The sequence below is a fragment of the Sphingomonas mangrovi genome, from assembly GCF_047975845.1.
Classification (GTDB): Bacteria; Pseudomonadota; Alphaproteobacteria; order Sphingomonadales; family Sphingomonadaceae; genus Sphingomonas.
The window spans coordinates 1-25,953 of sequence record NZ_JBIUCZ010000017.1 but is presented as its reverse complement, the minus strand read 5'-3'; the positions used below and the strand labels follow the sequence as shown (position 1 = coordinate 25,953).

General features: G+C 70.8%; 21 protein-coding genes. 13 read left to right on the top strand and 8 right to left on the bottom strand.

Annotated features, from left to right (window positions below):
• Positions 1-4: 4 nt before the first annotated feature.
• From ACBY01_RS09970 to ACBY01_RS09945, 6 genes are read left to right on the top strand one after another with little or no spacing between them, the layout of a single operon-like run.
• Positions 5-1,087: a capsule biosynthesis protein gene (locus ACBY01_RS09970; RefSeq protein ID WP_416460664.1), complete on the top strand. Its 1,083-nt coding sequence runs from the start codon at positions 5-7 to the stop codon at positions 1,085-1,087.
• On the top strand, positions 1,084-2,025 hold the full coding sequence (locus ACBY01_RS09965) for a glycosyltransferase family 2 protein (protein ID WP_416460663.1): 942 nt from the start codon (positions 1,084-1,086) through the stop codon (positions 2,023-2,025). Before ACBY01_RS09970 ends, ACBY01_RS09965 begins: the two co-directional genes overlap by 4 nt.
• The gene (locus ACBY01_RS09960; RefSeq protein ID WP_416460662.1) at positions 2,022-3,311 is read left to right on the top strand and encodes a hypothetical protein; all 1,290 of its coding nucleotides are present in this window, start codon (positions 2,022-2,024) and stop codon (positions 3,309-3,311) included. Before ACBY01_RS09965 ends, ACBY01_RS09960 begins: the two co-directional genes overlap by 4 nt.
• Positions 3,308-4,321: an NAD-dependent epimerase/dehydratase family protein gene (locus ACBY01_RS09955; RefSeq protein WP_416460661.1), complete on the top strand. Its 1,014-nt coding sequence runs from the start codon at positions 3,308-3,310 to the stop codon at positions 4,319-4,321. Before ACBY01_RS09960 ends, ACBY01_RS09955 begins: the two co-directional genes overlap by 4 nt.
• Positions 4,318-6,129: a thiamine pyrophosphate-binding protein gene (locus ACBY01_RS09950; RefSeq protein WP_416460659.1), complete on the top strand. Its 1,812-nt coding sequence runs from the start codon at positions 4,318-4,320 to the stop codon at positions 6,127-6,129. The genes ACBY01_RS09955 and ACBY01_RS09950 overlap by 4 nt, the downstream gene beginning before the upstream one ends.
• Positions 6,126-6,539, top strand: coding sequence for a GtrA family protein (locus tag ACBY01_RS09945; protein ID WP_416460658.1), 414 nt, complete (start codon positions 6,126-6,128; stop codon positions 6,537-6,539). Before ACBY01_RS09950 ends, ACBY01_RS09945 begins: the two co-directional genes overlap by 4 nt.
• A 35-nt stretch (positions 6,540-6,574) precedes the next feature.
• On the opposite strand, the gene rfbG is transcribed toward ACBY01_RS09945, so the two are convergent.
• Complete coding sequence (rfbG, locus tag ACBY01_RS09940; protein WP_416460657.1) at positions 6,575-7,672, bottom strand: CDP-glucose 4,6-dehydratase; 1,098 nt, start codon at positions 7,670-7,672, stop codon at positions 6,575-6,577.
• The gene (rfbF, locus tag ACBY01_RS09935) at positions 7,657-8,433 is read right to left on the bottom strand and encodes a glucose-1-phosphate cytidylyltransferase (protein WP_416460656.1); all 777 of its coding nucleotides are present in this window, start codon (positions 8,431-8,433) and stop codon (positions 7,657-7,659) included. The genes rfbG and rfbF overlap by 16 nt, the downstream gene beginning before the upstream one ends.
• 47 nt (positions 8,434-8,480) lie before the next feature.
• Between rfbF and ACBY01_RS09930 the strand changes: the two genes are divergently transcribed.
• Positions 8,481-10,076: an ArnT family glycosyltransferase gene (locus ACBY01_RS09930; protein WP_416460655.1), complete on the top strand. Its 1,596-nt coding sequence runs from the start codon at positions 8,481-8,483 to the stop codon at positions 10,074-10,076.
• Between the two features lie 9 nt (positions 10,077-10,085).
• Here ACBY01_RS09930 and ACBY01_RS09925 read toward each other — a convergent pair whose 3' ends face one another.
• Positions 10,086-11,252 (bottom strand): sensor histidine kinase, encoded by a 1,167-nt coding sequence (locus ACBY01_RS09925; RefSeq protein ID WP_416460654.1) that lies wholly within the window; start codon positions 11,250-11,252, stop codon positions 10,086-10,088.
• A complete protein-coding gene (locus tag ACBY01_RS09920) occupies positions 11,242-12,555 on the bottom strand; it encodes a sigma-54-dependent transcriptional regulator (RefSeq protein WP_416460653.1) in 1,314 nt (437 codons plus the stop codon). The genes ACBY01_RS09925 and ACBY01_RS09920 overlap by 11 nt, the downstream gene beginning before the upstream one ends.
• Positions 12,556-12,665: 110 nt before the next feature.
• Between ACBY01_RS09920 and ACBY01_RS09915 the strand changes: the two genes are divergently transcribed.
• The 6 genes from ACBY01_RS09915 to ACBY01_RS09890 all read left to right on the top strand — a co-directional run bounded on the left by ACBY01_RS09915 (position 12,666) and on the right by ACBY01_RS09890 (position 21,701).
• On the top strand, positions 12,666-13,889 hold the full coding sequence (locus ACBY01_RS09915) for an efflux RND transporter periplasmic adaptor subunit (RefSeq protein WP_416460652.1): 1,224 nt from the start codon (positions 12,666-12,668) through the stop codon (positions 13,887-13,889).
• Between the two features lie 9 nt (positions 13,890-13,898).
• Positions 13,899-14,576, top strand: coding sequence for an ABC transporter ATP-binding protein (locus ACBY01_RS09910; RefSeq protein WP_416460651.1), 678 nt, complete (start codon positions 13,899-13,901; stop codon positions 14,574-14,576).
• A 16-nt stretch (positions 14,577-14,592) separates the two neighbouring features.
• Positions 14,593-15,348: a GIN domain-containing protein gene (locus ACBY01_RS09905; protein ID WP_416460650.1), complete on the top strand. Its 756-nt coding sequence runs from the start codon at positions 14,593-14,595 to the stop codon at positions 15,346-15,348.
• A gap of 33 nt (positions 15,349-15,381) precedes the next feature.
• On the top strand, positions 15,382-17,808 hold the full coding sequence (locus tag ACBY01_RS09900) for an FtsX-like permease family protein (protein WP_416460649.1): 2,427 nt from the start codon (positions 15,382-15,384) through the stop codon (positions 17,806-17,808).
• On the top strand, positions 17,801-19,051 hold the full coding sequence (locus tag ACBY01_RS09895) for a TolC family outer membrane protein (protein WP_416460648.1): 1,251 nt from the start codon (positions 17,801-17,803) through the stop codon (positions 19,049-19,051). The genes ACBY01_RS09900 and ACBY01_RS09895 overlap by 8 nt, the downstream gene beginning before the upstream one ends.
• A 187-nt stretch (positions 19,052-19,238) precedes the next feature.
• The gene (locus tag ACBY01_RS09890; protein ID WP_416460647.1) at positions 19,239-21,701 is read left to right on the top strand and encodes an NAD-dependent epimerase/dehydratase family protein; all 2,463 of its coding nucleotides are present in this window, start codon (positions 19,239-19,241) and stop codon (positions 21,699-21,701) included.
• 39 nt (positions 21,702-21,740) lie between these two features.
• Here the strand turns inward: ACBY01_RS09890 and ACBY01_RS09885 are convergent, their stop codons facing one another.
• From ACBY01_RS09885 to ACBY01_RS09870, 4 genes are all read right to left on the bottom strand, one after another.
• Positions 21,741-22,562, bottom strand: a complete 822-nt coding sequence (locus ACBY01_RS09885; protein ID WP_416460646.1) for an inositol monophosphatase family protein — start codon at positions 22,560-22,562, stop codon at positions 21,741-21,743.
• Positions 22,559-23,473 carry a diacylglycerol/lipid kinase family protein gene (locus ACBY01_RS09880; protein ID WP_416460645.1) on the bottom strand — a complete coding sequence of 305 codons (915 nt, stop codon included), beginning with the start codon at positions 23,471-23,473 and terminating at the stop codon, positions 22,559-22,561. Before ACBY01_RS09880 ends, ACBY01_RS09885 begins: the two co-directional genes overlap by 4 nt.
• A 13-nt stretch (positions 23,474-23,486) precedes the next feature.
• The gene (locus ACBY01_RS09875; RefSeq protein WP_416460644.1) at positions 23,487-24,506 is read right to left on the bottom strand and encodes an SDR family oxidoreductase; all 1,020 of its coding nucleotides are present in this window, start codon (positions 24,504-24,506) and stop codon (positions 23,487-23,489) included.
• Between the two features lie 128 nt (positions 24,507-24,634).
• The gene (locus ACBY01_RS09870; protein WP_416460643.1) at positions 24,635-25,864 is read right to left on the bottom strand and encodes a YbhB/YbcL family Raf kinase inhibitor-like protein; all 1,230 of its coding nucleotides are present in this window, start codon (positions 25,862-25,864) and stop codon (positions 24,635-24,637) included.
• Positions 25,865-25,953: the final 89 nt, after the last annotated feature.

Genomic DNA, 25,953 nt, shown 5'->3' with positions numbered 1-25,953 from the left:
GCGAATGGCGGAATGGGTGCGCGACCGGCGCTGGCGACTGCGCGGCTATGGACTGGCGGCGCTGGTTCTGGCGCTGCTGGCGGTGGTGCCGCAACCCTATGAAGCGCGGGCGAAACTGGTGCCGCAAGAGCCCGGTAGCCTCGGGCTCGGCTCCACGATGGGCGGCATGGGTCAGCTCGGCGGCTTCGCCGCGCTTCTCGGCGGTGGCAAGCAGCCGATCGATCTCTATCTCTCCATCGCGCGGGGTCGGGAGGTCGCCGACGCGGTGATCGCCCGGCTCGACCTCGTCGCGCGCTATGGCTCGGCGCGCGCGGCGCAGCTCGCGCTCGCCCGGAAGGTCGACATCCACTCGCTCACCGGCGGCGTGATCGAGATCGAGGCCCGCACGCACGACGCCGTCGAGGCCGAGGCGCTGACGCAGGCGCATGTCGCCGCGATCACCCAGCGGCTCAATGCGCTCAGCCGCGATCGCGTGCGGCGCAAGCAGCAGGTGGTGCGCGCGCGATTCGGCGAGGCGGGCGAGCGGGTGGTGACCGCCGAGGCGGCACTCAACGCCTTCCGCCGCCGCAACCGGCTCGCGGAGCCCGAAGCGCAGCTCGGTGCCGAGCTGTCGCTGCGCGCCGGCCAGCAGGCGCAGCTCCAAGCCAAGCAAGTCGAGTTGGAAACCCTGCGCCAATTCCAGGGCGCGGAGAATCCGCAGCTCCGCGCGGTGCAGTCGGAGGTGGCAACGCTGCGCGCGCAGATCGCCCGCACCGCCGATCCCGCATCGGGTGCTGCCGGCCCAAACGTCGCCGGGCTGACCGAAGTATCCGGCGAATATCTCGACCTCTACCGCGACTACCGTTTCGCCCAGGCGCTGTACGAGGTCTATGCGCGCTCGTCGGAGGAGATCGCCGTCGAGTCCCTTGCCGCGGAGACCGCCTCCGACGCCGAGGTAATCGAGGCGGCGCGGCTCGACGCCGACCGCAAGTTCAACGTGCCCTCGGTCGCGTTGCTCGCACTGGTGCTCGCGCTGGCGCTGTTCACCGAAGTCTACGCCCCGGCGACGGGCATCCGCCTGCCGCTGATCGGGACCCCGCGGGTATGAGCACGCCCGCTCCCGAACTTTCGATCGTCATCCCGTGCTGGAACGAGATCGAGAACGTTCGCGCGATCACCGCGGCGGTCACGCTGGAGGCGGTACGCCACGCCAGAAGCCACGAGATCATCCTGATCGACAACGGCTCGACCGACGGGACGCGCGACGCGATCAGGGCACTGTGCGCAGCCGACCCGCGGGTGCGCGGCATCCTCAACACCCGCAACTTCGGGCAGATGCGCTCGCCTACCCATGGCATCTACCAGGCGCGCGGCGCCGCGGTGATCGGCATGTGCGCCGACTTCCAGGATCCGCCGGCGATGATCGGCGAACTCGTGCAGCGATGGCGCGGCGGCGCGCAGATCGTCCTCGGCCAGCGGCGCAGCGAACGGACGGGTGTGCTGCTCGGGCTGGTCCGCCGTGCCGGCTATGCGCTGCTCGGCCGCGTCGCCGACTATCCCGTGCTGCCCAACGTCACCGGCTTCGGATTGTTCGACCGCCGCGTCGTCGAGACGCTGCGGCAGTGGCACGAGCCCGAACCCTTCTTCCGCGGGATGCTGGTCGAGAGCGGCTATCCGGTCGCGCTGGTGCCGTTCGACCGCCCCGAGCGCGCCGCCGGCGAGACCAAGAACGGCATCGCCAGCCTGGTGGGCTTCGCCCTGTCCGGACTCGCCGGATCGGCCAAGACGCTGCTGCGGCTGCCGATCCCGCTGTCGATCGGCATCGCGCTGATTGCGCTGCTGCTCGCCGCCGCCGGGATCGTCGCAGCGATCATGGGCGGTCCGGCAGGCGCGCTGCTCGGCTGGTCCGCGGGCAGCGCGATGTTCGCGACGCTGCTGCTGTTCCTGGGATTGATCGGCGATCAGGTCCGGCTGATTGCCGAACGGACGCGCGGGGTGCCGCTGGTCGTCGAGGAGGACCGGCTGAACTTCCCGGACGGGCCATGACCGCGCGCATCCGGCCGCCGCTGGTCGAAGGGGCGCTGATGCTTGCGGTCGTGGCAAGCGTTGCGCACGCGACATGGTTCTTCAGCACGAAAGGCTATCTTCCCCAGCCGTTCGTGTTCGACACCAACGACACGTTCATGGACTGGTTCAACACCGCCTATTGGGCGAACCGGCCGGGTGCGTACGACGTGTGGCGCAGCATCTACCCGCCGCTGTCCTTCGTGTTCCTCGACTGGACGACGCTGCCCGGCTGCTACGTCGGCTCGCCGTTCCAGGCGCGCGATTGCGACGGGCTCGCGCGTGCGACCATTGTCGCTGCCTATGTCGCCGACGTCGCACTACTGTGGATGGCGTTCCGCGGCAACGATCGGCGCACGGCGATCCCGCGCACCGTCGCGATGGCGCTGGGGCTGCCGCTGCTGTTCACGCTGGAGCGCGGCAACCTGATTCTCGCCGCGCTGCCCGCCTTCATCGTCGCGCACGGGCCAGTAACCCGTTCACGCGCGTGGCGCGCGATCGGCACGGCGATCACGATCAACTTCAAGCCCTATCTGGTGCTCCCCGCCCTTGCCCATGCACTGCGGCGCGAATGGCGGCCGCTCGAGCTCGCCGGGATCGCTACGATCCTGCTCTACCTCGTCACGCTCGCCTGGGTGGGCGCCGGCTCGCCACTGGAGCTTGCGTCGAACACGGTCAACTGGGTCAGCTTCGTCGCCGGACAGGTGTGGAACGAGGTGAATTACTCGACCAGCTACGCGCCACTGCTGCTGATGCGCCAGAGCCAGCTGCCGCTGCTCGACTTCGTGCCCTCGCGCACGATCGAGGCGATCGAGGCGGCGGTGCCGGTGGCGATCCGCTCGACCCAGTTGCTCGCGCTGGCGACGCTCGCCGCCGCCTGGGTGCAGCCCCGAGCGCTGACCCACGCGCGGCTCGCCGCGATCGTGCTCGGCGCCTATCTCGTCACGCAGTCGCCCGGCGGCTACACCCAGGTCTTCCTGCTCTTCCTGGTGCTCCTCGAACCGTGGAAGGGCGGCGCGGTGCCGGCGATCGTCGCCGCCTATCTGCTCTGCCTGGTGGGCGACTGGCCGCTCGCGACGGTGCTGCGGCTCGACACCCAAAGCTGGTTGAGCGGCCGCCCGGTGCTCCCGGAGTTCGGGCTGACCGCGGGGCATTTCGTGCGCCCCGCGCTGGTAATCCTGATCGTCTGGTCGCTCGCGCTCGACGCCTTGATGCGGGTCGCGCGAGCGCACGGCGACTCGCGCCCGGTGCTGGGGCTGGCGGCATGATCCCGGAAAGCGATCTTCGGGCGATCGACACCGCGCTTGCGCCGCATTGGCCGAAGCTCGACGGCGCGCGGCTGTTCGTGACCGGCGGCACCGGCTTCATCGGCCGCTGGATGCTGGAGGCGCTCGCACGCGCGCCGATCACCGTTCACGTCACGCTGCTGACCCGCGACCCCGCCGGCTTCGCCGCGCGTGCGCCGCACCTCGCCGCCCGGTTCGAAACGACCGCCGGCGACGTTCTGCGCTTCGATCCGCCACCCGGCCCCTTCACCGACGTGATCCACGGCGCCACCGACGCCAGCGCCGCGCTCACCGCCAGCGATCCGCGACGAATGTTCGACACGATCGTCGAAGGCACCCGCGCCGCACTAGACCTGGCCCGCAGCCACGATGCCCGCTTTCTGCTGATGAGCTCGGGGGCGGTCTACGGCGCACAGCCGACAGAGCAGCCCCATGTCGGCGAGGATTGGACCGGCGGCCCCGACCCCCGCGATCCCAAGGCCTGCTATTCCGAGGGCAAGCGCGCGGCGGAAACGCTGACGGCGATCTGCCATCACCAGTTCGGCGTCGACACCGTCACCGCGCGCATCTTCGCGCTGCTCGGCCCGGGACTGGCGCTCGACACCCATTTCGCCGCCGGCAACTTCCTGCGCGACGCGATCGCCGGGCGGACGATCCGCGTCACCGGGTCGGGCGCGGCGGTGCGCTCCTATCTCTACGCCGCCGACCTCACGGTGTGGATGTGGATGCTCCACCTGCGCGGGCGGCCGGGCAGCACCTACAACATCGGGTCGGAGGAGGCGGTGTCGATCGCCGACCTCGCCCGACGCACCGCCGCGCTGCTCGGCGCGCCCGGCGTCGAGATCCTCGGCCGCCCCGATCCCGGCTGGAACCCCGGCCGCTACGTACCCTCGACCGCAGCGATCCGTCGCGACCTGTCGCTCTCGGCCTCGGTCGGGCTCGACGAGGCGATCCGGCGGACCGCGCTCGCAAACGGATGGACCCCAAGATGAAGCTTTCCGACTGGCTCGCCACCTGGCTCGCCGACCACGGCATCGAACAGGTGTTCATGCTCACCGGCGGCGGCGCGATGCACCTCAACCATTCGATCGGCACGCACCCGCGGCTGAAGACGATGTTCGCGCATCACGAACAGGCGCTGGCAATGGCGGCGGAGGCCTATGCCCGCCTCACCAACAAGGCTGCGGTGGTCAACGTCACCTCGGGGCCCGGTGGTACCAACGCGATCACCGGCGTCTACGGCGCCTATGTCGATTCGATCCCGATGCTGGTCCTCTCCGGCCAGGTGAAGCGCGAGACGACGGTGCGCTCGACGGGCCTGCCGCTGCGCCAGCTCGGCGACCAGGAACTCGACATCGAGGAACTGGTCCGGCCGATCACCAAATATGCCGCGATGGTCGTCGATCCGGCGAGCATCCGCTATCATCTCGAAAAGGCGCTACACCTCGCCACCCGCGGCCGTCCTGGGCCGGTGTGGCTCGACATCCCGCTCGACGTGCAGGCGGCGACGATCGCCCCGGACGCCCTCCCCGGTTTCGACCCCGCTGAGCTCGACGAGCCGTGGCGTGGCACCGACCTCGCCGCCACCGCGCGTACGATCCTCGAGCGGATTGCCGCGGCCGAGCGGCCGGTGGTGCTGGCGGGCGCAGGCGTGCGGCTGAGCGGTGCGCACGCCGACTTCCTCGCGCTGATCGAGCGGCTCGGCGTGCCGGTCGTCACCGGCTGGAACGCGCACGACACGCTGTGGAACGATCACCCGCTCTACGCCGGTCGCCCCGGCACCGTCGGCGACCGCGGCGGCAACATGGTGACGCAGAGCGCGGACCTGCTGCTGGTGCTCGGCAGCCGCCTCAACATCCGCCAGGTCAGCTACAACTGGGGCAGCTTCGCGCGTGCCGCCACCAAGATCTGGGTCGATATCGATCCGCTCGAACTGCAGAAGCCGACGGTGAAGCCCGACCTCCCCATCGTCGCCGACCTCGCCGAGCTGTTGCCGGCGATGCTCGACGCCGACTACGCGGGACCGACCCCTGCGCACCGCGAATGGCTCGGCTGGGCGAAGCAGCGCGTCGCGAGCTTCCCCGCGGTTCTGCCGGAATATCGCGACCACGGCCCGACCAACCATCCCTATATCGCGATGGAGACGCTGTTCGAGGCGCTCGACGCCGACGACGTGGTGGTCACCGGCAACGGCTCGGCCTGCGTCGTCAGCTTCCAGGCGGGGCGGCTCCGGCAGGGCCAGCGGCTGTGGACCAATTCGGGCTGCGCGACGATGGGCTACGACCTGCCCGCCGCGATCGGCGTGTGTGCGGCGACCGGCGGCAGCAAGCGCGTGATCTGCATCGCCGGCGACGGCAGCATCATGATGAACCTTCAGGAGATGCAGACCATCGCCGGCTACGGGATGCCGGTGAAGGTCTTCCTCATCAACAATTCGGGCTATGTCTCGATCTTTCAGACCCACCGCAACTTCTTCAACGGGGTCGAGGTCGGTGGTGGTCCCAAGAGCAACGTCACCTTCCCCAGCTTCGAGAAGGTCTCGGCCGCGTTCGGCTTCGCCTATGCCCGCGCCGAAGGACATGACGATCTCGTCGCGGCGATCCGTGCGACGCTGGACGCGCCCGGCCCGGCGCTGTGCGAGATACTGGTCGACGAGCATGTGTCGTTCGCGCCCAAGCTCGGTGCCAAGGTCCATGCCGACGGCCGCATCACCTCGCCGCCCTTGGAGGATCTGTCGCCGTTCCTGCCGCGTGAAGTGCTCGCCGCCAACATGGCGATCCCGCTGGTCGACGAGCAGTGAGGGTCGCGGCCGCCAGCGGGCGGCGCCCGCTCCGCTTTCTCCTGGCGGGCGCGGCGAACACCGCCTTCGGGCTCGCGATTTACCCGGCGCTGCTGTGGGGCGTCCCGGCACTGCGCACCCATTACATGGCGGCGCTCCTCATCGCCCAGGCGGTGAGCCTGTGCTTCGCCTTCACCACCTACAAGCTGGGCGTGTTCCGCACGCGCGGCAACGTCCTGCGCGAGTTCGCGACCTTCGCGAGCTTCTATCTCGCCAACTATGCCGCCAACTGGGTCGCGCTGCCGCTGCTCGTCGAGCTGGCGCAGCTGCCGCCGGTGATCGCGCAGCTGGGCTTCACCGTCGCGCTGATCGCCGGCAGCTGGTTCTGGCACAGCCGCGTCACCTTTCGCGCGGTGCCGGGGCAGTCGTGACGCGCCGCATCGGCCGCCTGCCCCGGACGCGGTGTTCAAGCGGCCACGGACGCCCGACCTCCTTCCGACAGCGCGGCATAGTGCGCGATCTGGCCCAGCGTGACCTCGCGCGCGTCCTCGCCCGTCGCCACTGCCTTGTGCCAGTCGACGATCCAGTCGATCGTATCCCCCAGCGTCAGCGCCGGTCGCCAGCCGAGTGCCGTGCGCGCTCGCGAACTGTCGAGCCGCAGCAGCCCTGCCTCGTGTGGACGCGGCCCATCGTCGATGCTGGGTGCTGCCGCGCCGTCGCGCCACACCGCGCACATGCGATCGACGATCCAGCGGACGGGTCGCGCATCCTCGTCACTGGGACCGAAGTTCCACCCGTCTGCGAAACGCCGCTCCCCCGACAGCAGCCGCTCGGCGATCTTCAGATACCCGCCCAGCGCCTCGAGCACATGCTGCCAGGGCCGCACTGCGTCGGGCGCGCGGATCAGCGGTGCCACGCCCGCCTCGAACGCGCGGACCAGATCGGGCACCAGTCGATCGCTCGCCCAGTCGCCGCCGCCGATGACGTTGCCGGCGCGCACCGTCGCCAGCAGCGGCGCGTCATCGCCGGCGAAGAACGAGTTGCGCCACGCCGCGGCAACCAGTTCGGCACAGCCTTTGGAGCTGCTGTAGGGGTCGTGACCACCCATCGGGTCGCTCTCGCGATAGGGCCAATCCCATTCGCGGTTCTCGTAGCATTTGTCGCTGGTGACGCAGACGATGCCCCGCACGCCGCCGACGCGTCGTGCCGCCTCCAGCACATGCACCGTCCCCATGACGTTGGTGGCATAGGTCTCGACCGGTTCGAGGTAGGACAGCCGCACCAGCGGTTGGGCGGCCAGGTGGAAGATCACCTCGGGCCGCGCCCGCTCGACGGCCGCGGTGACGACGGCGCAGTCGCGGATGTCGCCCTCTACGTGCCGCAAGCGCTCTTCCAGCCGCGTCGCCGCGAAAAGGCTCGGCTCGGTGGGGGCGGGCAGCGCGAGGCCCGTCACCTCCGCCCCCATCGAAGCCAGCCACAGCGAAAGCCAGCTGCCCTTGAACCCGGTGTGCCCGGTCACGAGCACCCGGCGCCCTGCCCAGCCTCGATTCACCAGCGCTTCCACGGCGCTTCCCCCTTCTGCCAGAGACCATCGAGGTGAATCTTGTCGCGCAGCGTGTCCATCGGATGCCAGAATCCGTCATGCCGATAACCGCGCAGTTCCCCTTGCGCGGCGAGCCGTTCGAGCGGCCCCGCCTCCCACACCGTGTCCGGCCCGTCGATCAGGTCGAGCACGCTGGGATGCGCCACGAAGAAGCCGCCGTTGATCTGTCCGCCGTCGCCGGCCGGCTTTTCGCGGAAGGCGGTCACCGCCTCACCCTCGAACTCGAGCGAGCCGAAGCGGCCCGGCGGCGTCACCGAGGTGATCGTCGCGCGGGCACCGTGCGCGTTGTGGAAGCGAACCAGCGCGGCGATATCGATATCGGCGACGCCGTCGCCGTAGGTGAAGCAGAAGGGCTCGTCGGGATCGAGATAGGGGCGGATCGCCGCCAGTCGGCCGCCGGTCATGGTATCGAGACCGGTCTCGACCAGCGTGATCCGCCACGGCTCGCTGCGTGCGCGATGGACTTCCATGCCGTTGCCGCCGCGACGCAGGTCGATCGTCACGTCGGCGGTGTGGAGGAAGTAGTTGGCGAAATATTCCTTGATCAGATAGCCCTTGTAACCGAGGCAGATCACGAAGTCGTCCAAGCCAGCGGCGGCATAGATCTTCATGATGTGCCACAGGATCGGCATTCCGCCGATCTCCACCATCGGCTTGGGGCGGACGGCGGTTTCTTCGCCCAGGCGGCTGCCGAGGCCGCCCGCCAGTATCACGGTTCGCATGGGTTCTCCCGCACATGACGTTCGCGAAGAGGACGGAACCGACCGGCATGGCCCGTAAGCGCGAACGCATCCTGCTCGCGGCGATCCTGCTGTTCGCCACCGGGCTGCGGCTGTGGCATCTCGATTTCGGGCTGCCCGCGCTCAACGATCCCGACGAGCCGATCTTCATCATGACCGCGCTCGACATGCTGCGCGAAGGGCGGCTGAACCCCGGCTGGTTCGGCCATCCGGGAACGCTGCTTTTCTACCTGCTGGCGATCATCATCGTCGCGGTCGGTGCGATCGGATCGCTGCTCGGCTCTTGGAACGGCACCGACGCCTTCGTCGCGGCGGTGTTCGCCGATCCCGGCATCCTCGTGCTGCCGATGCGCGGATTGAGCGTGGCGTTCGGCGTCGCCGGCGTGTGGCTGAGCTGGCGGCTCGGCCGCAGCATCGGCGGCGCTCGCGTAGGACTGACCGCAGCGGCGCTGCTTGCCGCCAACGCCGTGCACGTCGAGCTGTCGCAACTGATCCGCACCGATCTGCTCGCGAGCGCGCTGATGAGCTGGAGCCTGCTGCACGCGCTCGCCGCGGCACGCGGCGGCGGACGGCGCGAGCAGGTCTGGGCCGGGATCGCAGCGGGGCTGGCATGTGCCGCCAAATGGCCGGCGGTGCTGGTGCTGATCGCCCCCGCCGCCGCGCTGCTGTGGCGCGCCCGAGGGGACGGCTCGGCGCTGCGGCTGCTGCCTGTGGCGCCGCTGGTTGCGGTCGTGGCGCTGCTGCTGGTCTCGCCCTATCTGCTGCTCGACCTTCCCGCGGTGCTGCGCGATCTGGCCGCGGAGGCACGGCCGGTGCACCTGGGCGCGACCGGCTACGGGCTCATCGGCAATCTCGTCTGGTACCTGCGTCAACCGCTTGCGGGGAGCTTCGGCTGGGCCGGGCTCATACTCGCCGCGCTCGGCGCGTTCCGGCTGCGCAGCCGCCCGGACGTCGCGGTCGTGCTGCTCCCCACCACCGCAGCGATCGTGATCGCGCTCGCGGCACAGGCGCTGGTGTGGGAGCGATGGATCGTTCCCGTCTTGCCGATCCTCGTGGTCCTCGCCGCGCTCGGGATCGAGGGGGTGGCACGGTTGCTGCCGGACAAGTGGACGACCTCTGCCGCAACTACCATCGTGCTGCTCCTGTCGGGCTGGATGACTGTGGTGTCGCTCGATCGGCTCGCTGCCCGCGCCGACGATCCACGTCAGGCAGCGACGGCATTTGTGCGCGCGCATCTTCCGCCGGGCAGGACGATCCTCGTCGAGCACGCCGCCTTCGACCTACTCGGCTATCGCGGCCGTCTGCTGTTCCCGCTCGGAAATGCCGGTTGCGTCGACGTTCGCGCGGCGCTCGGCAAGGCGCCAAGCTACCGCCGTGTCGATGGCCTCCGTCAAGGTCGCGCGATCGTCGATGTCGGCCACGTCGCGCCGGAGCGGCTGACGAGCTGCGACGCGGACATGGCGATCCTCTCCAACTACGCGCGTTACGCCGCGGATCCCGAGCGGTTCGGGACCGAGTTCGCGATCTATCGCCGCCTGCTCGCCGGGTATCGATGCCCCCTGCACTTCAAGCGCAACGCTGCGGAGCGGCGGGTCGACGTCTGCGTGAAGGCCAACCTGCGATAGGCGCGGCCGTCACACGGGCACCGTCAGCTCGAAGATCGTCGGGGCGGACGATCGCAGCGTCACGTCGCCGCCATGGCTCTGGGCGATTTGGCGGGCGCCGGCGAGGCCGATGCCGTTGCCGTCTGGCTTGGTGGTGAAGAACGGCAGGAAGATGGACGCGCGATGCACCGGATCGACGCCGGGGCCGTCGTCGCGCACGTGGAAGCTCAGCCGCCCCACCTCGATCGCCGCGGACAGGCCGACGGTGGGTGAAGTACCGACGGCGGCGGCCGCTTCGGCGCCGTTGCGCAGCAGCGCGAGCAGCGCCTGGACGATCTGGTCGCGGTCGAGCGCCACCAGCGCCTCCGGAGGCGGCGCGAGCGCCAAGGTGGCGCGGCCCTGCCATTCGCCTTCGAACAGCCGGGCAAGGTCGGCGAACAGGTCGGCGATCGCAACCGGTTCGAGCGTCGGCTCGGGCAGGCGGGCGACCTGGCGATAGGCTTCGGTGAAGCGGCGCAGGCCGTCGGTGCGCCGGGCGAGCGTGCCGAGGATCTCGGGCAGCAGCCGGTCGCGCCGCTCGGGCCTGTCGAGCACCGCGAGCGCGCTTTCCGCGAGCGAGGCGATCGGCGCCAGCGCGTTCATCACCTCGTGCCCCAGCACCCGCAGCAGTTCGCGGGTGGCGCGCGCCTCGGCGGCGTGCTCCTCCGGCTCGACGTCGACCAGCGCGACCAGCGTGCGCGCGCCGTAGGCGTCGCGTACCGCGACCCTGTCGATCCGCCAGCTCCGGCCGCCGTGGCGGAGCCGCTGCGCGTCGTCGGCAAGCAGCGCCGGCGGCGCGGGGAGCACGCGGTCGTCGGTGTCGAACAGCCGCCGCGCGGCGCGGTTGAGCGCGCGCACCCGCGCCCCCTCCTCCACCGCCAGCAGGGCGCCGGGCGCCTGGTCGATCAGCACACGCAGCAGGATCCGCTCGCCCTCGGGATCGTCGCTCGCCGGGGCGGCCGCCGGAAGGATGCGCGGTCGCGCGACCGCCCACCACAGCAGCACCACCAGCCACAGCGTCACGAACGTCGCGACGGTCAGCGTGCCCCAGAAGCCGCGGCCGGCCGCCCAAACCCCCGCCCCGCCCGACGCGACCATCCCGGCCGCAGCGAGAACCGCGGCCGCGCCTTCGCGATGACGCGTCCGGCTAGAGCCCATAGCGTTCCATCCGCCGGTACAGCGCCTGCCGGCTGAGCCCCAGCGCGGTCGCGGCATGCGAGACGTTGTGGCGGTGGTGGCGCAGCGCCGCCTCGATCATCACGCGCTCCGATTCCTCCAGCGACACGTCGAGCGGCGCGGCGGCGCTCGGGGCGACCTCGGCGACCGCCTGCACCAGCCGGGGCGCGAGCGCCGCCGCGTCGAGGACCCCGTCGTCGTCGAGCAGCACCGCGCGCTCGACCGCCTGCTGCAGCCCGCGCACCTCGTCGGGCCAGCGGGTGGCGAGGATCCGCGCTTCGGCCGAGGCGGTGAAGGGCGGCACTGGCCGGCGGTGGCGTGCCGCGGCCTCGCGGGCGAAGTGGCGCGCGAGCAGCAGCGCGTCGCCGCCGCGCCGGTCGAGCGGCGGCACCGCCAGTTCGATCGTGCCGAGCCGCGCCCGCAGCCGCGGCGCCACCCCGTTCGCATCATCGACGATGCCGATCGGACGCACTGCCGCAGGGAATCGGTCGGCGAGCCGTTCCTGCGCGATGTCGTCGATCCGGTCGGGATGGCGCAGCACTACCGTGCCCGCCGCGTGCGCGACCCGATCGCCGGCATCGGCGGTGCGGGCGTCGATCACCACCGCCGGCGTATCGGCATGGGGCGAGCCCTCGTGGAGCAGCGCCGCGACCAGGCTGCGACCGGCGCCGGACGGTCCGGACACCAGCACGCCCGCCGTGGTCGGCGCGACGCGGCGGATCCGCTCGCGCAGTTCCGCCATCGACGGATGCTCGCCGAGAAGACGATGCAAGCCCGTTCCCCGGTCCGCCGCGGGAGCCGCCGCAATCGGCACGGCCGGGCGGCGGCGCTTCGCGATCGCAGCCTCGACGCGTTCGATGAGTTCGGCGTTGCGCCACGGCTTCATCACGAAGTCGAGCGCGCCCGCCTGCATCGCCGCCACCGCAATGCGGATCCCGCTGTGCGCGGTGATGACGACCACCGCGGCGGCGGGATCGTCGGCGACGATCCGCGCGAGCACCGCGAACCCCTCCTTGCCGCTGGTCTCGCCGCGGGTGAAGTTGAGATCGAGCAGGATCGCATCGTAGCGACGCCGGGCGAGCATCGAGAACGCCTCCTCGGGCGCGGCGGCGGCGTCGAGGGTGTAGCCCGCGCAATCGAAGGCGAGCGCGAGGGCGCGCGCGACCTCCGGATTGTCGTCGATCAGCAGGATCGTGCCGCCGCTTGACGACGCCGACGCTGTCCGTTCGCGGACACTCTGTCCGAGGGCGGACGGCGGCGGCGGAACAGATTCATTGCTAGCCATTGTTTTGACGGGCTTTTCCGATTTTCGCGAGTCTGCGGGACACTGTCCGCATGATGACCGAACAACCCGTACACGCAACTGCCTCTCCCGGCGCGGCGATGGACCGCCGGGTGGCAAGACCGCCGCGACCGTGGTGGCGGCGCCCGGCGACGATCGCGGCGGCGGTGGCCGTGCTTGCCGCGCTCGCGATCTGGCGGCTGCTCCCCGCCGCCGGATCGACGGACGTCGCCGCCGCCGACGTGGAAATCGGCGAGGCGGTGCGCGCGCCGTTCGCCGACTATCTGCCGGTCCGCGCGACGGTCGCCCCGCGGGTGACGACGCTGGTTGGCGTGCTTTCCGGCGGTCAGGTCGAGACGCTGCTGGTGCAGGACGGCGCGATGGTCGCTGCCGGCCAGCCGCTCGCGACGCTCGCCAACCCGGAGCTGAAGCTCGACGTGCTCACCCGCGAGGCGCAGATCGCGAGCCAGCTGGGCCAGGTCGCAGGCGAAGACCTGGGGATCGAGCGCAACCGCCTCGACCGCGCCGCGCAGATCGCCCAGGCGAACTACGACCTCATCAAGGCGCAGCGCGAACTGGGCATCCGCCAGCAGCTCCACGATCGCGGCTTCGTCGCCGACGCCGGCCTGCGCAGCTTCGCCGAGGAAGCGGCGTATCAGGAGAAGCGTCTCGCCCAGCTCCGGTCGGGCGGTGCCGCGGAGGCGCGGATCACCGCCACCCAGGCGGCGCGGCTCGCCGATACGCGCGAGCGGCTGCAGGGCAACCTCGCCGCGGTACGCGCCGGGCTCGACGCGCTGGTGGTGCGCGCCCCGGCCGGCGGGCGGCTGACCAACTTCACCATCCAGCCCGGCCAGGCGCTCAAGCCCGGAGATCCCGCCGGCCAGGTCGACAGCGAGGGATCGTGGAAGCTGGAGGCCGACGTCGACGAATTCTACCTGGGGCGCGTCCGCGTCGGCCAGCGCGCGACCGCCAACGAGCAGCGGCTGGCAGTCAGCAAGGTGCTGCCGGCGGTCAAGGAAGGGCGCTTCCGCGTCGAGCTGCTGTTCGGCGGAACCTCGCCAGCGGGGCTCAACCGTGGCCAGACGCTCGACACCCGCATCACGCTCGGCAGCACAGCCCCCGCGTTGACGGTGCCGGTCGGCGGCTGGCTGGAGGCGGGCGGCGGCACCTCCGCCTTCGTGCTCGACGCCGATGGCCGCCACGCGCGCCGCCGCACGGTACAGACCGGGCGCCGCAATCCCGAGCAGGTCGAGATCCTCTCCGGCCTGCGTCCCGGCGAGCGCATCGTCATCACCAACCTTTCGTCCGTGAAGGGCGACATCCTCAACCTCCGTTAGGACCCGAGCATGATCCGTCTTGAGAACATCCAGCGCCGCTACGTCTCCGACGAGGTCGAGACCACCGCGCTCCACGACGTCGACCTCCACGTCGCAGCGGGCGAGTTCGTCGCGATCATGGGCCCGTCGGGCTGCGGCAAGTCGACCCTGCTCAACACCCTCGGCACCGTCGATCGCCCGACCGCCGGCCGCTATCTGTTCGGCGACCGCGACCTGGCGACGCTCGACGAACACGCGCTGGCGCGCTTCCGCGGCGAGACGTTGGGCTTCGTCTTCCAGAGCTTCAACCTGATCGACGAACTGACGATCGAAGAGAATGTCGCGCTGGGCCTCGCCTATCGCAAGGACGCCGGCGACCGCCGGGCGCGGATCGCGGCGGCGATGGACAAGGTAGGCATCGCCCACCGCGCGCGCCACTATCCGCACCAGCTGTCGGGCGGCCAGCAGCAGCGCGCCGCCATCGCCCGCGCGATCGTCGGCGATCCCAAGCTGATCCTGGCGGACGAGCCGACCGGGAACCTCGACACCGCCAATGGCGAGCAGGTGATGAACATCCTCACCGGCCTGAACGCCGAAGGGGCGACGATCGTGATGGTCACCCATTCGCCCAGCCACGCCGACATGGCGCGGCGCCGCATCGACATGCTCGACGGCCGCATCGTCGCCTCCGTCGCCCGCGCCCTCTGACTCTGGAGAACCGCCGATGAACCTCGCACCGCTCCTGCTGCTCGCTGCCGCGCTGCTGCCCGTCGCCACGCCTGCTGCCGAGCCCAACAGCCGCAGCTTCGCCGCCGAAGGCTTCGACCGTGTCGAGTTGGGCGGATGCGACCATGTCGTCGTGACGCCCGGCGCACGCTTCGCCGTCGTCGCGCGCGGCACGCCGGCCTCGCTTGCGGCGATCCGCGTAAAGGTCGACAGTGGGACGCTCCGACTGGCGCGTACGCCCCACAGCTGCGAACGCCGCGCCGGCGCACCTGCGGCAGAAATCTCGGTGACGCTGCCGCGGCTGCACGGCGTCGCGATGCCGGGCACCGGCAGCATGCGGGTCGCCGCGGTCGCGCCCGACCAGTTCGCAGCATCCTTGTCCGGAACCGGCAACCTCACGCTCGCCACGCTGCGCACGGCCGACGGCCGCATCGACCTGTCGGGCACCGGCGCGGTCACCGTGCGCGGAGTCGAGGCGGAGCGGCTGTCGCTGGACCTCGGCGGTACGGGAAACATCGGCGCCGAGGGGCGCGCGGCCACCGTGGCGCTCGTCGCCGGCGGCACCGGCAGCATCGACGCGCAGGCGCTGGCGGCGCGAACGCTCACGATCGACGCGAGCGGTACCGGCAACGTCCGCGCGCGCGCCAGCGACACGGCACGGATCGCGGCGAGCGGCCTCGGCCGCATCGCGGTGACCGGCGGGGCTCGTTGCACCGTCCGGCGCAGCGGCCCCGCCCGCGTCACCTGCGGCTGATCGCCCGCCGCCCTCTCACCCAGGAACCTCGCGATGAACCGCTTCGCCCTTCTGTCGCTCTACCGCTCGCTCACCCGGCACAAGCTCTACGCCGCGCTCAACATCGGCGGCCTCGCCGTCGGCATCGCCGTGTTCCTGGTGCTCGGCCTCTACGTCCGCTTCGAGACGAGCTACGAGAAGTGGCTGCCGGATCACGACAAGGTCTATGTCGTCGAAACGGTGTGGAACCTGCCCGAGAGCCCGTTCAACGGGGCTTTCCCCTATACGATGGGCGGATTGCTCGATCAGATGCGGGAGGACTTCCCCGGTCTTCGCGGAACGCGCATCAACGGCGGAGAGGGCGGCGGCTCGGTGCAGCGCGGCGGCGTCGCGATCCGCGAGAACGTGGCACAGGTCGATCCGACCTTCTTCGACGTAGTCGGCCTGCCGATGGTGCGCGGGAACGGACGCACGGCGCTGGGCGATGCCACCAGCGCGGTGCTGAGCGAAACCGCCGCGCGCAAGTATTTCGGGGAGAGCGATCCGATCGGGCAGACCATCACGGTCGCCACGCAGGCGCCGGTGAACTACCGCATCACCGGTGTGTTCCGGGATCTGCCGGCCAACAGCGAGATGAAGCTCGACATTCTCATCCCGCTGCCGCGCACGCCGATCTCCGACAACTGGTTCCACTGGGGCAGCACGTCGCTGCAGACGCTGCTGCGCTTCGATACGCCGGCTGCGGCGCGCGCATTCGAGCAGAAGCTGCCGGCGTTCGTCGATCGTCGCGGCCTTACCGATCTTGGCCCCAAGGCGTCGAAGAGCCAGCAACTGACGCTGCTGCCGATCGCTCGCCTCCATCTCGAGCCGCAGGGTCAGGAAAGCGCCAGCCGCAAGATCACCGTCGTTACGCTGGGCCTGGTCGGGCTGCTCACGCTGTTGGTGGCGGTCGTCAACTACGTAAACCTCGCCACCGCGCGTGCCGGGTTGCGCGCGAGGGAAGTCGCGATGCGCAAGGTGCTGGGCGCCGACCGACGCGCGCTGGTGCGGCAGTTCCTCGGCGAGGCCGTGCTGACCGTAGCGGTCGCGGCGCTCCTAGGGCTGATGCTCGCCGAGCTCGGGCTGCCGCTGGTGAATGCCGCCGGCGGTCTGTCGCTGACGATGCCCTATGCGGTCGTGGTGCCGGCGCTGACGGTGCTCGCGCTGGTCGTCGGGGTGCTTGCCGGGCTCTATCCCGCCGTGATGCTCTCGCGCTTCCCGGCCGCAGCGGTGCTCGCCTCGTCGCGGGCGCCCGGCGGCGGGCGCGCCGGCACCCGCATCCGCGAGGCGCTGGTGGTGTTCCAGTTCGCGCTCGCGATCGCCTTCGTCGTCGGCACGCTCGTGCTGGTCGCGCAGACCCGCCATGTCCGCCAGACCGACCTTGGCTTCCAGCGAGACGGTCTGATGGTCGTCCAGTCGCTCGGCGACAGCCTGATCGAAGCGCCGCAGCGAAGGGCCGTCGTCGCGGCGCTGCGGGCGCTTCCCGGCGTCGAGTCGGTCACGATCGGCAACAGCGCCGCGGGCGGCAGCGGCGAGAACAACGCCGACAACGTGCCGCTTGCCGGCGTATCCGGCCCGGGACCCTCGCTGAGGTGGATCGTGACGGGCCCGCAGTTCTTCCGAACCTACGGCGCCACGCTGATCGCGGGCCGCCTGTTCGACGAGGCGCACGGAGCCGACAATTCGGACGGACCCCGTTCAGAGGGCGCCGCAACCAACATCGTCATCAACCGGCGCGCGATCGCCACGCTCGGCTTCCGATCAGCACAGGAAGCTGTCGGCAAGACGGTCGGCGGCGACCGGCCCCGCACGATCATCGGCGTCGTCGACGACATGCGCTTCTTCTCGCCGCGGGTACCCAACAGCGCGACCTACTACGTCTATGCCCGCGATGCGGAGAAGATCCGCACCGCGGTCGCGTCGGTCCGCTTCCGCGGCGATCCGCGGGCGATGCTCGCCTCGGTTCGCGCACTGTGGCAGCGGATGGTGCCGCAGGTACCGTTCAACGGCGACACGGCCGACAGGAAGCTGACCGACTTCTACGAAGCCGACGACCGGGCGACGCGGCTGTTCGCGATCGGTGCCGGGCTGGCGGTGCTGATCGGCTGCGTCGGGCTGTGGGGGCTCGCCTCGTTCAACACCGCGCGGCGGGTGAAGGAGATCGGCATCCGCAAGACGCTGGGCGCCTCCTCGGCCGACATCGTCAAGCTGCTGGTCGGGCAGTTCCTGCGCCCGGTGCTGCTCGCCAACCTGATCGGCTGGCCGCTGGCGTTCGTCGCGATGCGCACCTGGCTCGCCGGCTTCGACGATCGCGTCGCGCTGTCGCCGCTGTTCTTCCTCGCGGCAAGCCTTCTCGCGACGGGGATCGCAGTGCTGACCGTGCTCGGCCAGTCGCTGCGCGCCAGCCGCGCCGCCCCCGCCTGGGCACTGCGCCATGAATAGGGCGCTGGCCGCCGCGCTGCTGGCCGTCGCGGCACCGGCGCACGCGGAGACGCTGCGCGAGGCGATCGCGACCGCCTACGCCACCAATCCCGAGCTCGCCGCCACGCGAGCCCGGCAGGAGGCGCTCGCCGAGGCTCCCGAACAGGCACGCGCCGCCGGCCGTCTCACGGCGGACACCGGCGGGAACGCGGGCTACGACCGGTTCGGCGGCGGATCGGCGGCGGTGGGCACGGTCGGCGCGACGCTGCCGATCTGGACCGGCGGGCGGGTCGCCGCAGCGATCCGCACCGCAGACCGCGACGTCGCCGCCGGCGCCGAGGGCGTGCGCGATGCCGAGGCGGCGATCCTCGAGCGGGTCGTCGCCGCCTATGCCGACCTGCTCTTCCAGCAGCAGGCGGTCGAGGTGGCGCGGGTCGGCATCGAGCGGCTCGACGGCCAACTCGCCGAGGCGCGCTCGCGCTACGATCTGGGTCAAGCGACCCGCACCGACGTCGCCCAGCTGGAGGCGCAGCGCGCCTCGGTGATCGCCAACCTCGCGGATGCGGAGGGGGCGCTGGCGACGGTGACCGCCGGCTATCGCGCGATCGTCGGCCACGCGCCGCAGGGGGCGCTGTCGGCGGACACGCCGCCACCGCCCGCCCTGCCCGCCACGCTCGACCGCGCCCGCAGCGCCGCGGACACCGACAACCCGCTGCTGCTGCGCCAGCGCCGCATCGCCGAGGCCGCCGCGGCGCAGATCGATCGCGAGCGGGCGGAGCGTGCACCGGTGCTCGGGCTCGCCGGCGGCTACGGCTATGGCGCCCGCCTCGCGCACGGCAACCCCGACGGCTACGAGGCGGCGGCGAGCGGCGGGCTCACGCTGCGCATTCCGCTGTGGACCGGCGGGCTCGTCGCCTCGCGCGTCCGGCAGGCCGAGGCGACCCACCGCGCCGAGCGCTTCGCCACCGAAGCGGCGCTGCGCGAAACGGAGCGCGGCGTCGACGCCGCCTGGGGCACGCTCGCGGCAGCGCGGCGCCGGCTCGCCGCCGACCGCGAGGGGCTGGCCGCCGCCGACCTGGCGCTGCAGGGGGTGCGCGCGGAATACGGCTTCGGCCTGCGCACGACGCTCGACATCCTGGTCGCCGACCAGAGCTTCCGCGCCGCCCAGCTGGCCGTAGCGCGCAGCCGCAGCGACGTGCTGATCGCCGAAGCGGCACTGCTCCGCGCGACGGGGCGGATGACCGAGGGGACGTACGCGGCCTGACCTTCCGGTGCGGATCGCACCCTGCGCTTCGACCAGCTGTCCGCTTCCGCCATTCTGGTCGGTACACCCGAAGCTTCTTCGAGCCGGCGCCGCGGCCGAAGCGAGAAAGATGGCGTGGCGACGGAACCGATGCTGCCGCGGCTGGTAGGGTTCAGATACCGCATCAGGCAGCCGGGGAGAAATGCGCGTGGGGAAACCCGTTATCCTGATCACCGGCGCGGCGGGGAATCTCGGGCGGACGCTCGCCGGCGCGCTGATCGACCGATACGACATCGTCGGTCTCGACGTACAGGCGGGCGACGAGGACTATCCGGTCTTCGAAGTCGATCTGACCGACCCGGACAACGTCCGTGCGGCGCTCGGCCGGGTTCGCGAGGAGCATGGCGCGCAGGTCGCCAGCGTGCTGCACCTGGCGGCGTTCTTCGACTTCAGCGGCGAGGATAAGCCGCAGTACCAGGCGGTGAACGTCGAAGGCAGCCGCAACCTCGTCCGCGCGCTACGCGACTTCGAGGTCGAACAGTTCGTCTACTCGGGCACCATGCTGGTCCACACCCCCGGCCGCGCGGGGGAGCGGATCACCGAAGAGACGCCGATCGAACCCGGCTGGGCGTACCCAAAGTCTAAGGCCGAGGCCGAAGCGGCGATCCGCGAGGAGCGCGGCGACATGCCGGTGGTCTTCCTGCACCTGGCCGGCGTGTACGATCGCGAGACGTCGGTGCCGACCTTCGCCAACCAGATCGCCCGCATCTACGAACGCGACTTCCAGAGCCACCTCTATTCCGGCGACACCGATGCCGGACAGGCGATGCTCCACCGCGACGACATGATCGACGCCTTCGTGCGGACCGTCGACCGGCGCGAGCGGTTCACCGGCGAAACGGTGATCCTCGTCGGCGAAGAGGAAGCGATCGGCTATGCCGACCTGCAGGACCGGCTGGGAGAGCTTCTTCACGGCGAGGAGGAATGGCCGACGTTACGCGTGCCGGCCGCCCTTGCCGGTGCCGGCGCCTGGGCGCAGGACAAGGCCGAACCGATCGTCCCCGACGCGCTCGATCAGGGCGAACGGCCGTTCATCCGCCCGTTCATGACGCGGATGGCGAGCGATCATTATGCGCCCGACATCACCCGCGCACGCACGCTGTTGGATTGGCAGCCCAAGCACCGGCTGGCGGACCAACTGCCGGCGATCGTGGCGGCGCTGAAGGACGATCCGGCGGGCTGGTACGAGGCGAACAAGATCCCCGCCCCCGACTTCGTCGAGGGCGCGCAGGACGTGGGCAAGGACCCGGAGGCGTTGCGCAGCGACTATGAACGCTGGCGCCGGGAGCAGCATGCCGGCCATCGCTGGGCGCATTTCCTCAACATCGCGCTCGGCTGCTGGATCCTGGTCCAGCCGGTGATCGTCGATGTCACCGAGCCGCTGCTGTTCTGGTCGGAGATCGGGCTGGGAGCGGCGCTGGTCGTGTTCGCCACCCTGGCGCTGTCGTGGCGGATGACCTGGGCGCGCTGGGCCTGCGCGGCGGTCGCCGCCGCGATCATGGCGGTGCCTTTCCTGTTCTGGACCGGCAATCCCGCGGCGTTTCTCTCCGACACGCTCGTCGGCGCCTTCGCCTTCGGACTGGCGGTAGGAACCCGGCCGGAGCCGGGGCCGTCGGCGGTCGCCAGCATGACCGGCCCGGACGTGCCACCCGGCTGGTCGTACAACCCGTCCACCTGGACGCAGCGCGTGCCGATCATCTTCCTCGCGCTGATCGGGCTGCTGGTATCCCGCTATCTCACCGCCTACCAGCTCGACCAGGTAAGCGGCGTGTGGGATCCGTTCTTCCCCGGCCTGCCCGGCGAACCCGCCAAGAACGGGACCGAGGCGGTCGTCACCTCGTTTGTGTCCGAAGCCTTTCCGATCCCCGACGCGGCGCTAGGCGGCTACACCTATGCGCTGGAGATCGTCACCGGCATCATCGGGTCGCGCGCGCGGTGGCGAACGATGCCGTGGCTGGTGTTCCTGTTCGGCCTGATGATCGCGCCGCTGGGCGTCGTGTCGATCCTGTTCGTCATCATCCAGCCGGTCGTGATCGGTACCTGGGCGACGCTGACGCTGGTCGGCGCGGCGGCGATGCTGATCCAGATCCCCTATTCGGTCGACGAACTGCTCGCGACCGTCCAGTTCGTCCGTCGTCGGGCGAAGGCGGGCAAGCCCTGGCTGCGCGTCTTCCTGTTCGGCGACACCGACGAGGGGCCGCGCGATCCGCGCAACGACGAGTTTGACCGCAAGCCGGGCGCGGTGCTGAAGGACATGTGGGCCGGCGGCGTGACCCTGCCGTGGAACCTCACCTTGGCGGGCGTCGTCGGCGCGTCGCTGCTGTTCACTCGCCTGACCTTCGGCGCGGACGGCGGCATGGCCGATGCCGATCACATCATCGGCTTCCTCGCGCTCACCGTCATTTCGCTGGCGGCTGCGGAAGTGACGCGTGCGGTGCGGTATCTGCTGATCCCGCTGGGCGTGGCGTTGTGGGGAACGCCGTTCCTGTTCGACGCTCAGGGCGCGCACCTCGTCGGCAGCCTGGTGGCCGGCGCGGCGCTGATCGCGCTCAGCTTGCGTCGAGGTGCAATCGGGGAGCGCTATGGCAACTGGAACCGGCTGATCGTGTGATCGACGCGCAGGCGTGGCCGCCGGGAGGGCGGCCGCCGGTCAGATCGCGCCTTCCACCATCGCCGCGGCGGCTTGCGGTTCGCCCAGGATAATCCGGCGCCGCCAGTCGCGCAGATCGCCGCTGTCGGTGGCGAACCCGTCGAAGCGATGCCAGCCGTCGTCGCGCCGCTCGTAGGCACACCGGCCGGACGCCTCCACCAGCGCCATGCCGCCGGCGACATCCCACAGGTTCGGCGATCCGAACCGCGCGACTTGCAGGAGGCCGATCGCGGTGAAGGCGCACTCGATCGCGGCCGATCCCGTCTTTCGGCTTTCCCATGGCAGGGACCCCTTGGGCCCGGTTTCGGGAACCCCGGCCAGCCGGCGCCGCACAGCCGGATTGGGCGCTGCGGTGACCGGTTCGCCGTCGAAGCTCAGGCCGCCGCCCTGACGCGCATGATACACGCCCGGCACAAGACGATGGCCGGTACTGCACCACACCGCCCCCGCCACCGGGCGGCCGCGATAGAGCACGCCGACCGACGAGGCGAACAGGGGAAATCCGTTGACGAAGTTGGTGGTGCCGTCGACCGGATCGACCGCCCAGATCCAGTCGCTGTCGCGGCCGGTATGCTCGGCGACTTCCTCACCGATGATGTCGTGATCGGGAAATCGTTCGTCCAGCCGGGCGCGGATCATCGCCTCGACCCGCTGGTCGACCTCGGAAACCGGATCGGTCAGCACCTGCGGATCGCCGCCCTTGTAGGACAGCGTCAACATGCCGCCCAGCGTCGCGCGGCATTCGGCGCCGCCCAGCGTGGCGAGTTCCAGCGCCACCTGCTCGATGTCGGCGAGCAGGCCGGGATCGGGAGCATCGGTCATTCGCAACGTCCGGTGTTGGGCTGCAGCCGGGGCAGCCGCAGTGTGACGGGGTGGGGCATGGTGGAAAGCGTCACGGCGGTGGTTCCGGTCGGGCGCGCACGTTTCGGATCGTCCAGACGGCACTCGCCGAAGCCGGCGTCGACGCGTATTTCCGCCGCGCTTCGGGTCGGGATCGGGCAACATGCGGCGCAATCGCCGTCCAGCCAGTCCAGCATCACGGCGCGGTCCTCCGGGCCGATCATCAGCACGTCGAGCCGGCCGTCCGCCGGATCGGCATCGGGCGCGAGGTGCAGGCGGGGTCCGATGCGCGGCAGGTTCAGCACCTCCAGCATCAGCAGCGGCCGCGCGAGGCGCTCGCCGTCCAGGCGCAGTTCAACGTCGACCGCTTGCGCGACCGTGAGGGCATCGCGGAACGCGGCTCGGCCTACCGCCTTCTTTTCCGCGGCGCCTTCGGGAGAGACGGTGATGGTCGCAAAGCCGTCGCTCAGAGCCCCGAAGCCGACCGCCTCGACGAAGCAGCGTCGGCCCCATTGCCCGTGCGCCACACCGACGTCGATCGGTGCCGTGCGGCCCTCTCGCCAGCCGCCCGCGATCACCTCCACCGGGCCGGCAATGCCGAAGGCGCAGGCGATGTTGTTGAGCCCGCCGATCGGCAGCAGGGCGATTTCGGGCACCCGCTCGCCCGCAGCCAGCAGTTCGGCCGCGGTGGCGATCACCAGCGCCGTCGTGCCGTCGCCGCCGGCTACGACGACCAGATCGGAGTCCGAGTCCCGCAGCATCGCGCGGATCGCCGGCGGATCGACCTCAAGCGGCGTCGCAGCGATCTGCGCCGCGGCAAGCACGGCCAGGAGTTTTTGCTGGCTATGTTCGCCATCGCCCGCGTCGGCATGGTGGACCAGCACCGCGCGCATGCGTTCGCCCGGCTCAGGCGTGGGCACTTTTTCGGGTCATCGCCCAGGCACCGGCACCGGCCGCGCCGACCGCGGCAAGCACGCCGGCGGTCGCCCAACCGTGCCGGCGCGCAGTCGTGAAGGTGCTGAAGTGGCGCCCCTTCTGGCGACCCTCGGTGCGGCCGTCGTTGCCCTGCGGCTCGTAGAGGTTGCCTTCGACGTTCTTCGCCGGCTTGTCGCGGTCGACCAGCGCTCCGGCCATCGTCACCGCGATCCTGTCGAACAGCGAGGGGAGCAGCACCGCGCCCAGCACCTGGAACTTGCCGCCGCCGCCGACGGTGATCGCCCGGCGGCGGTTCTGGGCCGCATCCAGGATCGCGTTGGCGACGAGCTCCGGCGCATAGAGCGGGCTCGGCAACTGGGCCTGGTGGCCGGTCCTGTTGCGGGCGTGTTCGGGGAACGGCGTTCCGATCGCGCTCGGCTTGATGAGGGTCACCGACACCGGGAACTTGTTCATCAGCATTTCGATACGCAGCGAGTCGGTGAAGCCCTTCACCGCATGTTTGGACGCGTTGTACGGCGCGAGCAGCGGGCCGCCCATGTCGCTGTTGATCGAGCCGACGTTGATCAGCGCGCCGCCATCGGCCCTGTCCTTGAGGTGGCGGACCGCGGCGACCGAGCCGTGGACGACGCCCCAATAGTTGGTTTCGAAGACTTTGCGATGGTCCTCCAGCGCCAGGTCCAGCACCTCGGCATAGACGCCGATCCCGGCGTTGTTCACCCAGGTGTCGAAGCCGCCGAAGCGGGCGATCGTCTCGTCGGCCAGCTTCTGCATGTCGGCTTCGCTGCCGACGTCGGTCACGACATACTCGGCGGTGCCGCCCGCGGCGCGGATGTCGTCGCGTACCTGGCGCAGGGCATCCTCGTCCCGCGACGCCAGCATGACCCGCGCACCCGCGGCGGCTGCCGTCTGCGCGGTGCAGAGACCGTGGCCGGAGGTTGCGCCGGTGACGACGATGGTCTGTTCGGAGAGCGGCTTGAGCTTGAGGGGCATGGCATACCTCCAAAAAATGTGAGGGAATACAAGGCCAACGAGGCGCGAGCGCGAAGGGTCCGGTCCGCATAGCGATCCCTGCCCCTTTTTTTGGGGACCTGCCGATGTTCCCGCGCCGCCCCCTGCTGTCAGCGCCCTTCCGGCTCCGCATAGGTGCCGACCAGTTCGCCGCGGGCCAGCACATGGCCCGCCACGGCGGCGAGGAGCTGGTCGCGCGTGGCGCCGAGCGGCAGGTCCAGCGTCCGGTCAAGCGCCAGCAGCTGGAAGTGGTAGTGGTGCGGCGGCTCGCCCTTGGGCGGGCGCGGCCCGTACCAGCCGACCGTGCCGCGGCTGGTCGCACCCTGCATCATTCCCTCCAGCCCCTGTCCGGTAAGGCGGTCGCGCTCCTGCAGTCCGGCGGCCAGGCGCGTCGTGCCGGCGGGGATGTTCCAGGCGACCCAGTGGATCACCGGCTTCGGATCGCCGGCGTCCGGATCCTCCACCACGATCGCATAGCTCTTGGCGCCCGGCACCGCAGACCAGCGCAGCTCGGGCGAGATACCGAGGCCGTACTCGCTGTGTTCGCGCGGGATCGCGCCGTTGGCAGCGAAGCCGGCGGCGACGGAAAGCTGGCCGCGGCCGCGCGTTTCCGGCCGCTGCAGCGCGAGCGGCACGTCCGAGCCGCGCGCGGCCTGGTCGAGCATCGCCTTTGCCGGCGGCGCGAGCGGCGCCGCCTGGCCGGTCGCGCCGTCATAGGCGATGCGATAGAGGACGCCGTTCGCGTCGTCCGCCAGCAGGATGGACCCGTCGCGCAGCACCGCCACGCCGCACGGCCGCCCATAGTGGCTGGTGCCGTCCGCGCTCATGAAGCCGCTGACGAACGGCTCGATGCGCGTCGGCTGCCCTTTCGCATCGAAGCGAATGCGGGCCAGTTCGTAGCCGGACGCGGGCTTGCGGTTCCAGCTGCCGTGCAGCGCGACGAAGGCATCGCCCGCGACATCGGGGCCGAAGCCGCCGCCGGGATGGAACGCCCATTGCATGCCCGCCGAATGCGCGACGTGCATCAGCGTCGGCGTGGTGGAGGCCGCCGCCCATTGCGCGGCGGTGATGCCGCCGGGCGGCTCGTCCTGCGGATTGCGCTTCCCGTCCTCGAACACATAGGGCCAGCCATAGCGCTTGCCGCGTTCGATGCGGTTCACCTCCTCGCGCTGGAGATCGTTGCCCAGCCAGTCGATGCCCTGGTCCCAGCCCCACAGCTCACCGGTGCGCGGATGCCAGCCGAAGCCGATCGTGTTGCGCAGCCCCGATGCCCAGACCTGGCGCTTCTTGCCGTCCAGGCTGGCGCGGATCAGCGTCGCATTTTCCGTGTTTGATCCCACGGTTTGATGGTGCGATCCTTTCGTTGGAATGGAAGGAAGCCGTATGGGACAGCTACGTCACGGGAGCGCCACGACCACGCACGCCGTCC

Coding starts and splice junctions, on each gene's coding strand:
- ACBY01_RS09920 (WP_416460653.1), bottom strand. CDS start 12,555: ATGGCTAGCAATGAATCTGTTCCGCCGCCGCCGTCCGCCCTCGGACAG.
- ACBY01_RS09905 (WP_416460650.1), top strand. CDS start 14,593: ATGAACCTCGCACCGCTCCTGCTGCTCGCTGCCGCGCTGCTGCCCGTC.
- ACBY01_RS09950 (WP_416460659.1), top strand. CDS start 4,318: ATGAAGCTTTCCGACTGGCTCGCCACCTGGCTCGCCGACCACGGCATC.
- ACBY01_RS09900 (WP_416460649.1), top strand. CDS start 15,382: ATGAACCGCTTCGCCCTTCTGTCGCTCTACCGCTCGCTCACCCGGCAC.
- ACBY01_RS09960 (WP_416460662.1), top strand. CDS start 2,022: ATGACCGCGCGCATCCGGCCGCCGCTGGTCGAAGGGGCGCTGATGCTT.
- ACBY01_RS09885 (WP_416460646.1), bottom strand. CDS start 22,562: ATGACCGATGCTCCCGATCCCGGCCTGCTCGCCGACATCGAGCAGGTG.
- ACBY01_RS09925 (WP_416460654.1), bottom strand. CDS start 11,252: ATGGGCTCTAGCCGGACGCGTCATCGCGAAGGCGCGGCCGCGGTTCTC.
- ACBY01_RS09955 (WP_416460661.1), top strand. CDS start 3,308: ATGATCCCGGAAAGCGATCTTCGGGCGATCGACACCGCGCTTGCGCCG.
- ACBY01_RS09910 (WP_416460651.1), top strand. CDS start 13,899: ATGATCCGTCTTGAGAACATCCAGCGCCGCTACGTCTCCGACGAGGTC.
- rfbF (WP_416460656.1), bottom strand. CDS start 8,433: ATGCGAACCGTGATACTGGCGGGCGGCCTCGGCAGCCGCCTGGGCGAA.
- ACBY01_RS09875 (WP_416460644.1), bottom strand. CDS start 24,506: ATGCCCCTCAAGCTCAAGCCGCTCTCCGAACAGACCATCGTCGTCACC.
- ACBY01_RS09895 (WP_416460648.1), top strand. CDS start 17,801: ATGAATAGGGCGCTGGCCGCCGCGCTGCTGGCCGTCGCGGCACCGGCG.
- ACBY01_RS09970 (WP_416460664.1), top strand. CDS start 5: ATGGCGGAATGGGTGCGCGACCGGCGCTGGCGACTGCGCGGCTATGGA.
- ACBY01_RS09880 (WP_416460645.1), bottom strand. CDS start 23,473: ATGCGCGCGGTGCTGGTCCACCATGCCGACGCGGGCGATGGCGAACAT.
- ACBY01_RS09930 (WP_416460655.1), top strand. CDS start 8,481: ATGGCCCGTAAGCGCGAACGCATCCTGCTCGCGGCGATCCTGCTGTTC.
- ACBY01_RS09965 (WP_416460663.1), top strand. CDS start 1,084: ATGAGCACGCCCGCTCCCGAACTTTCGATCGTCATCCCGTGCTGGAAC.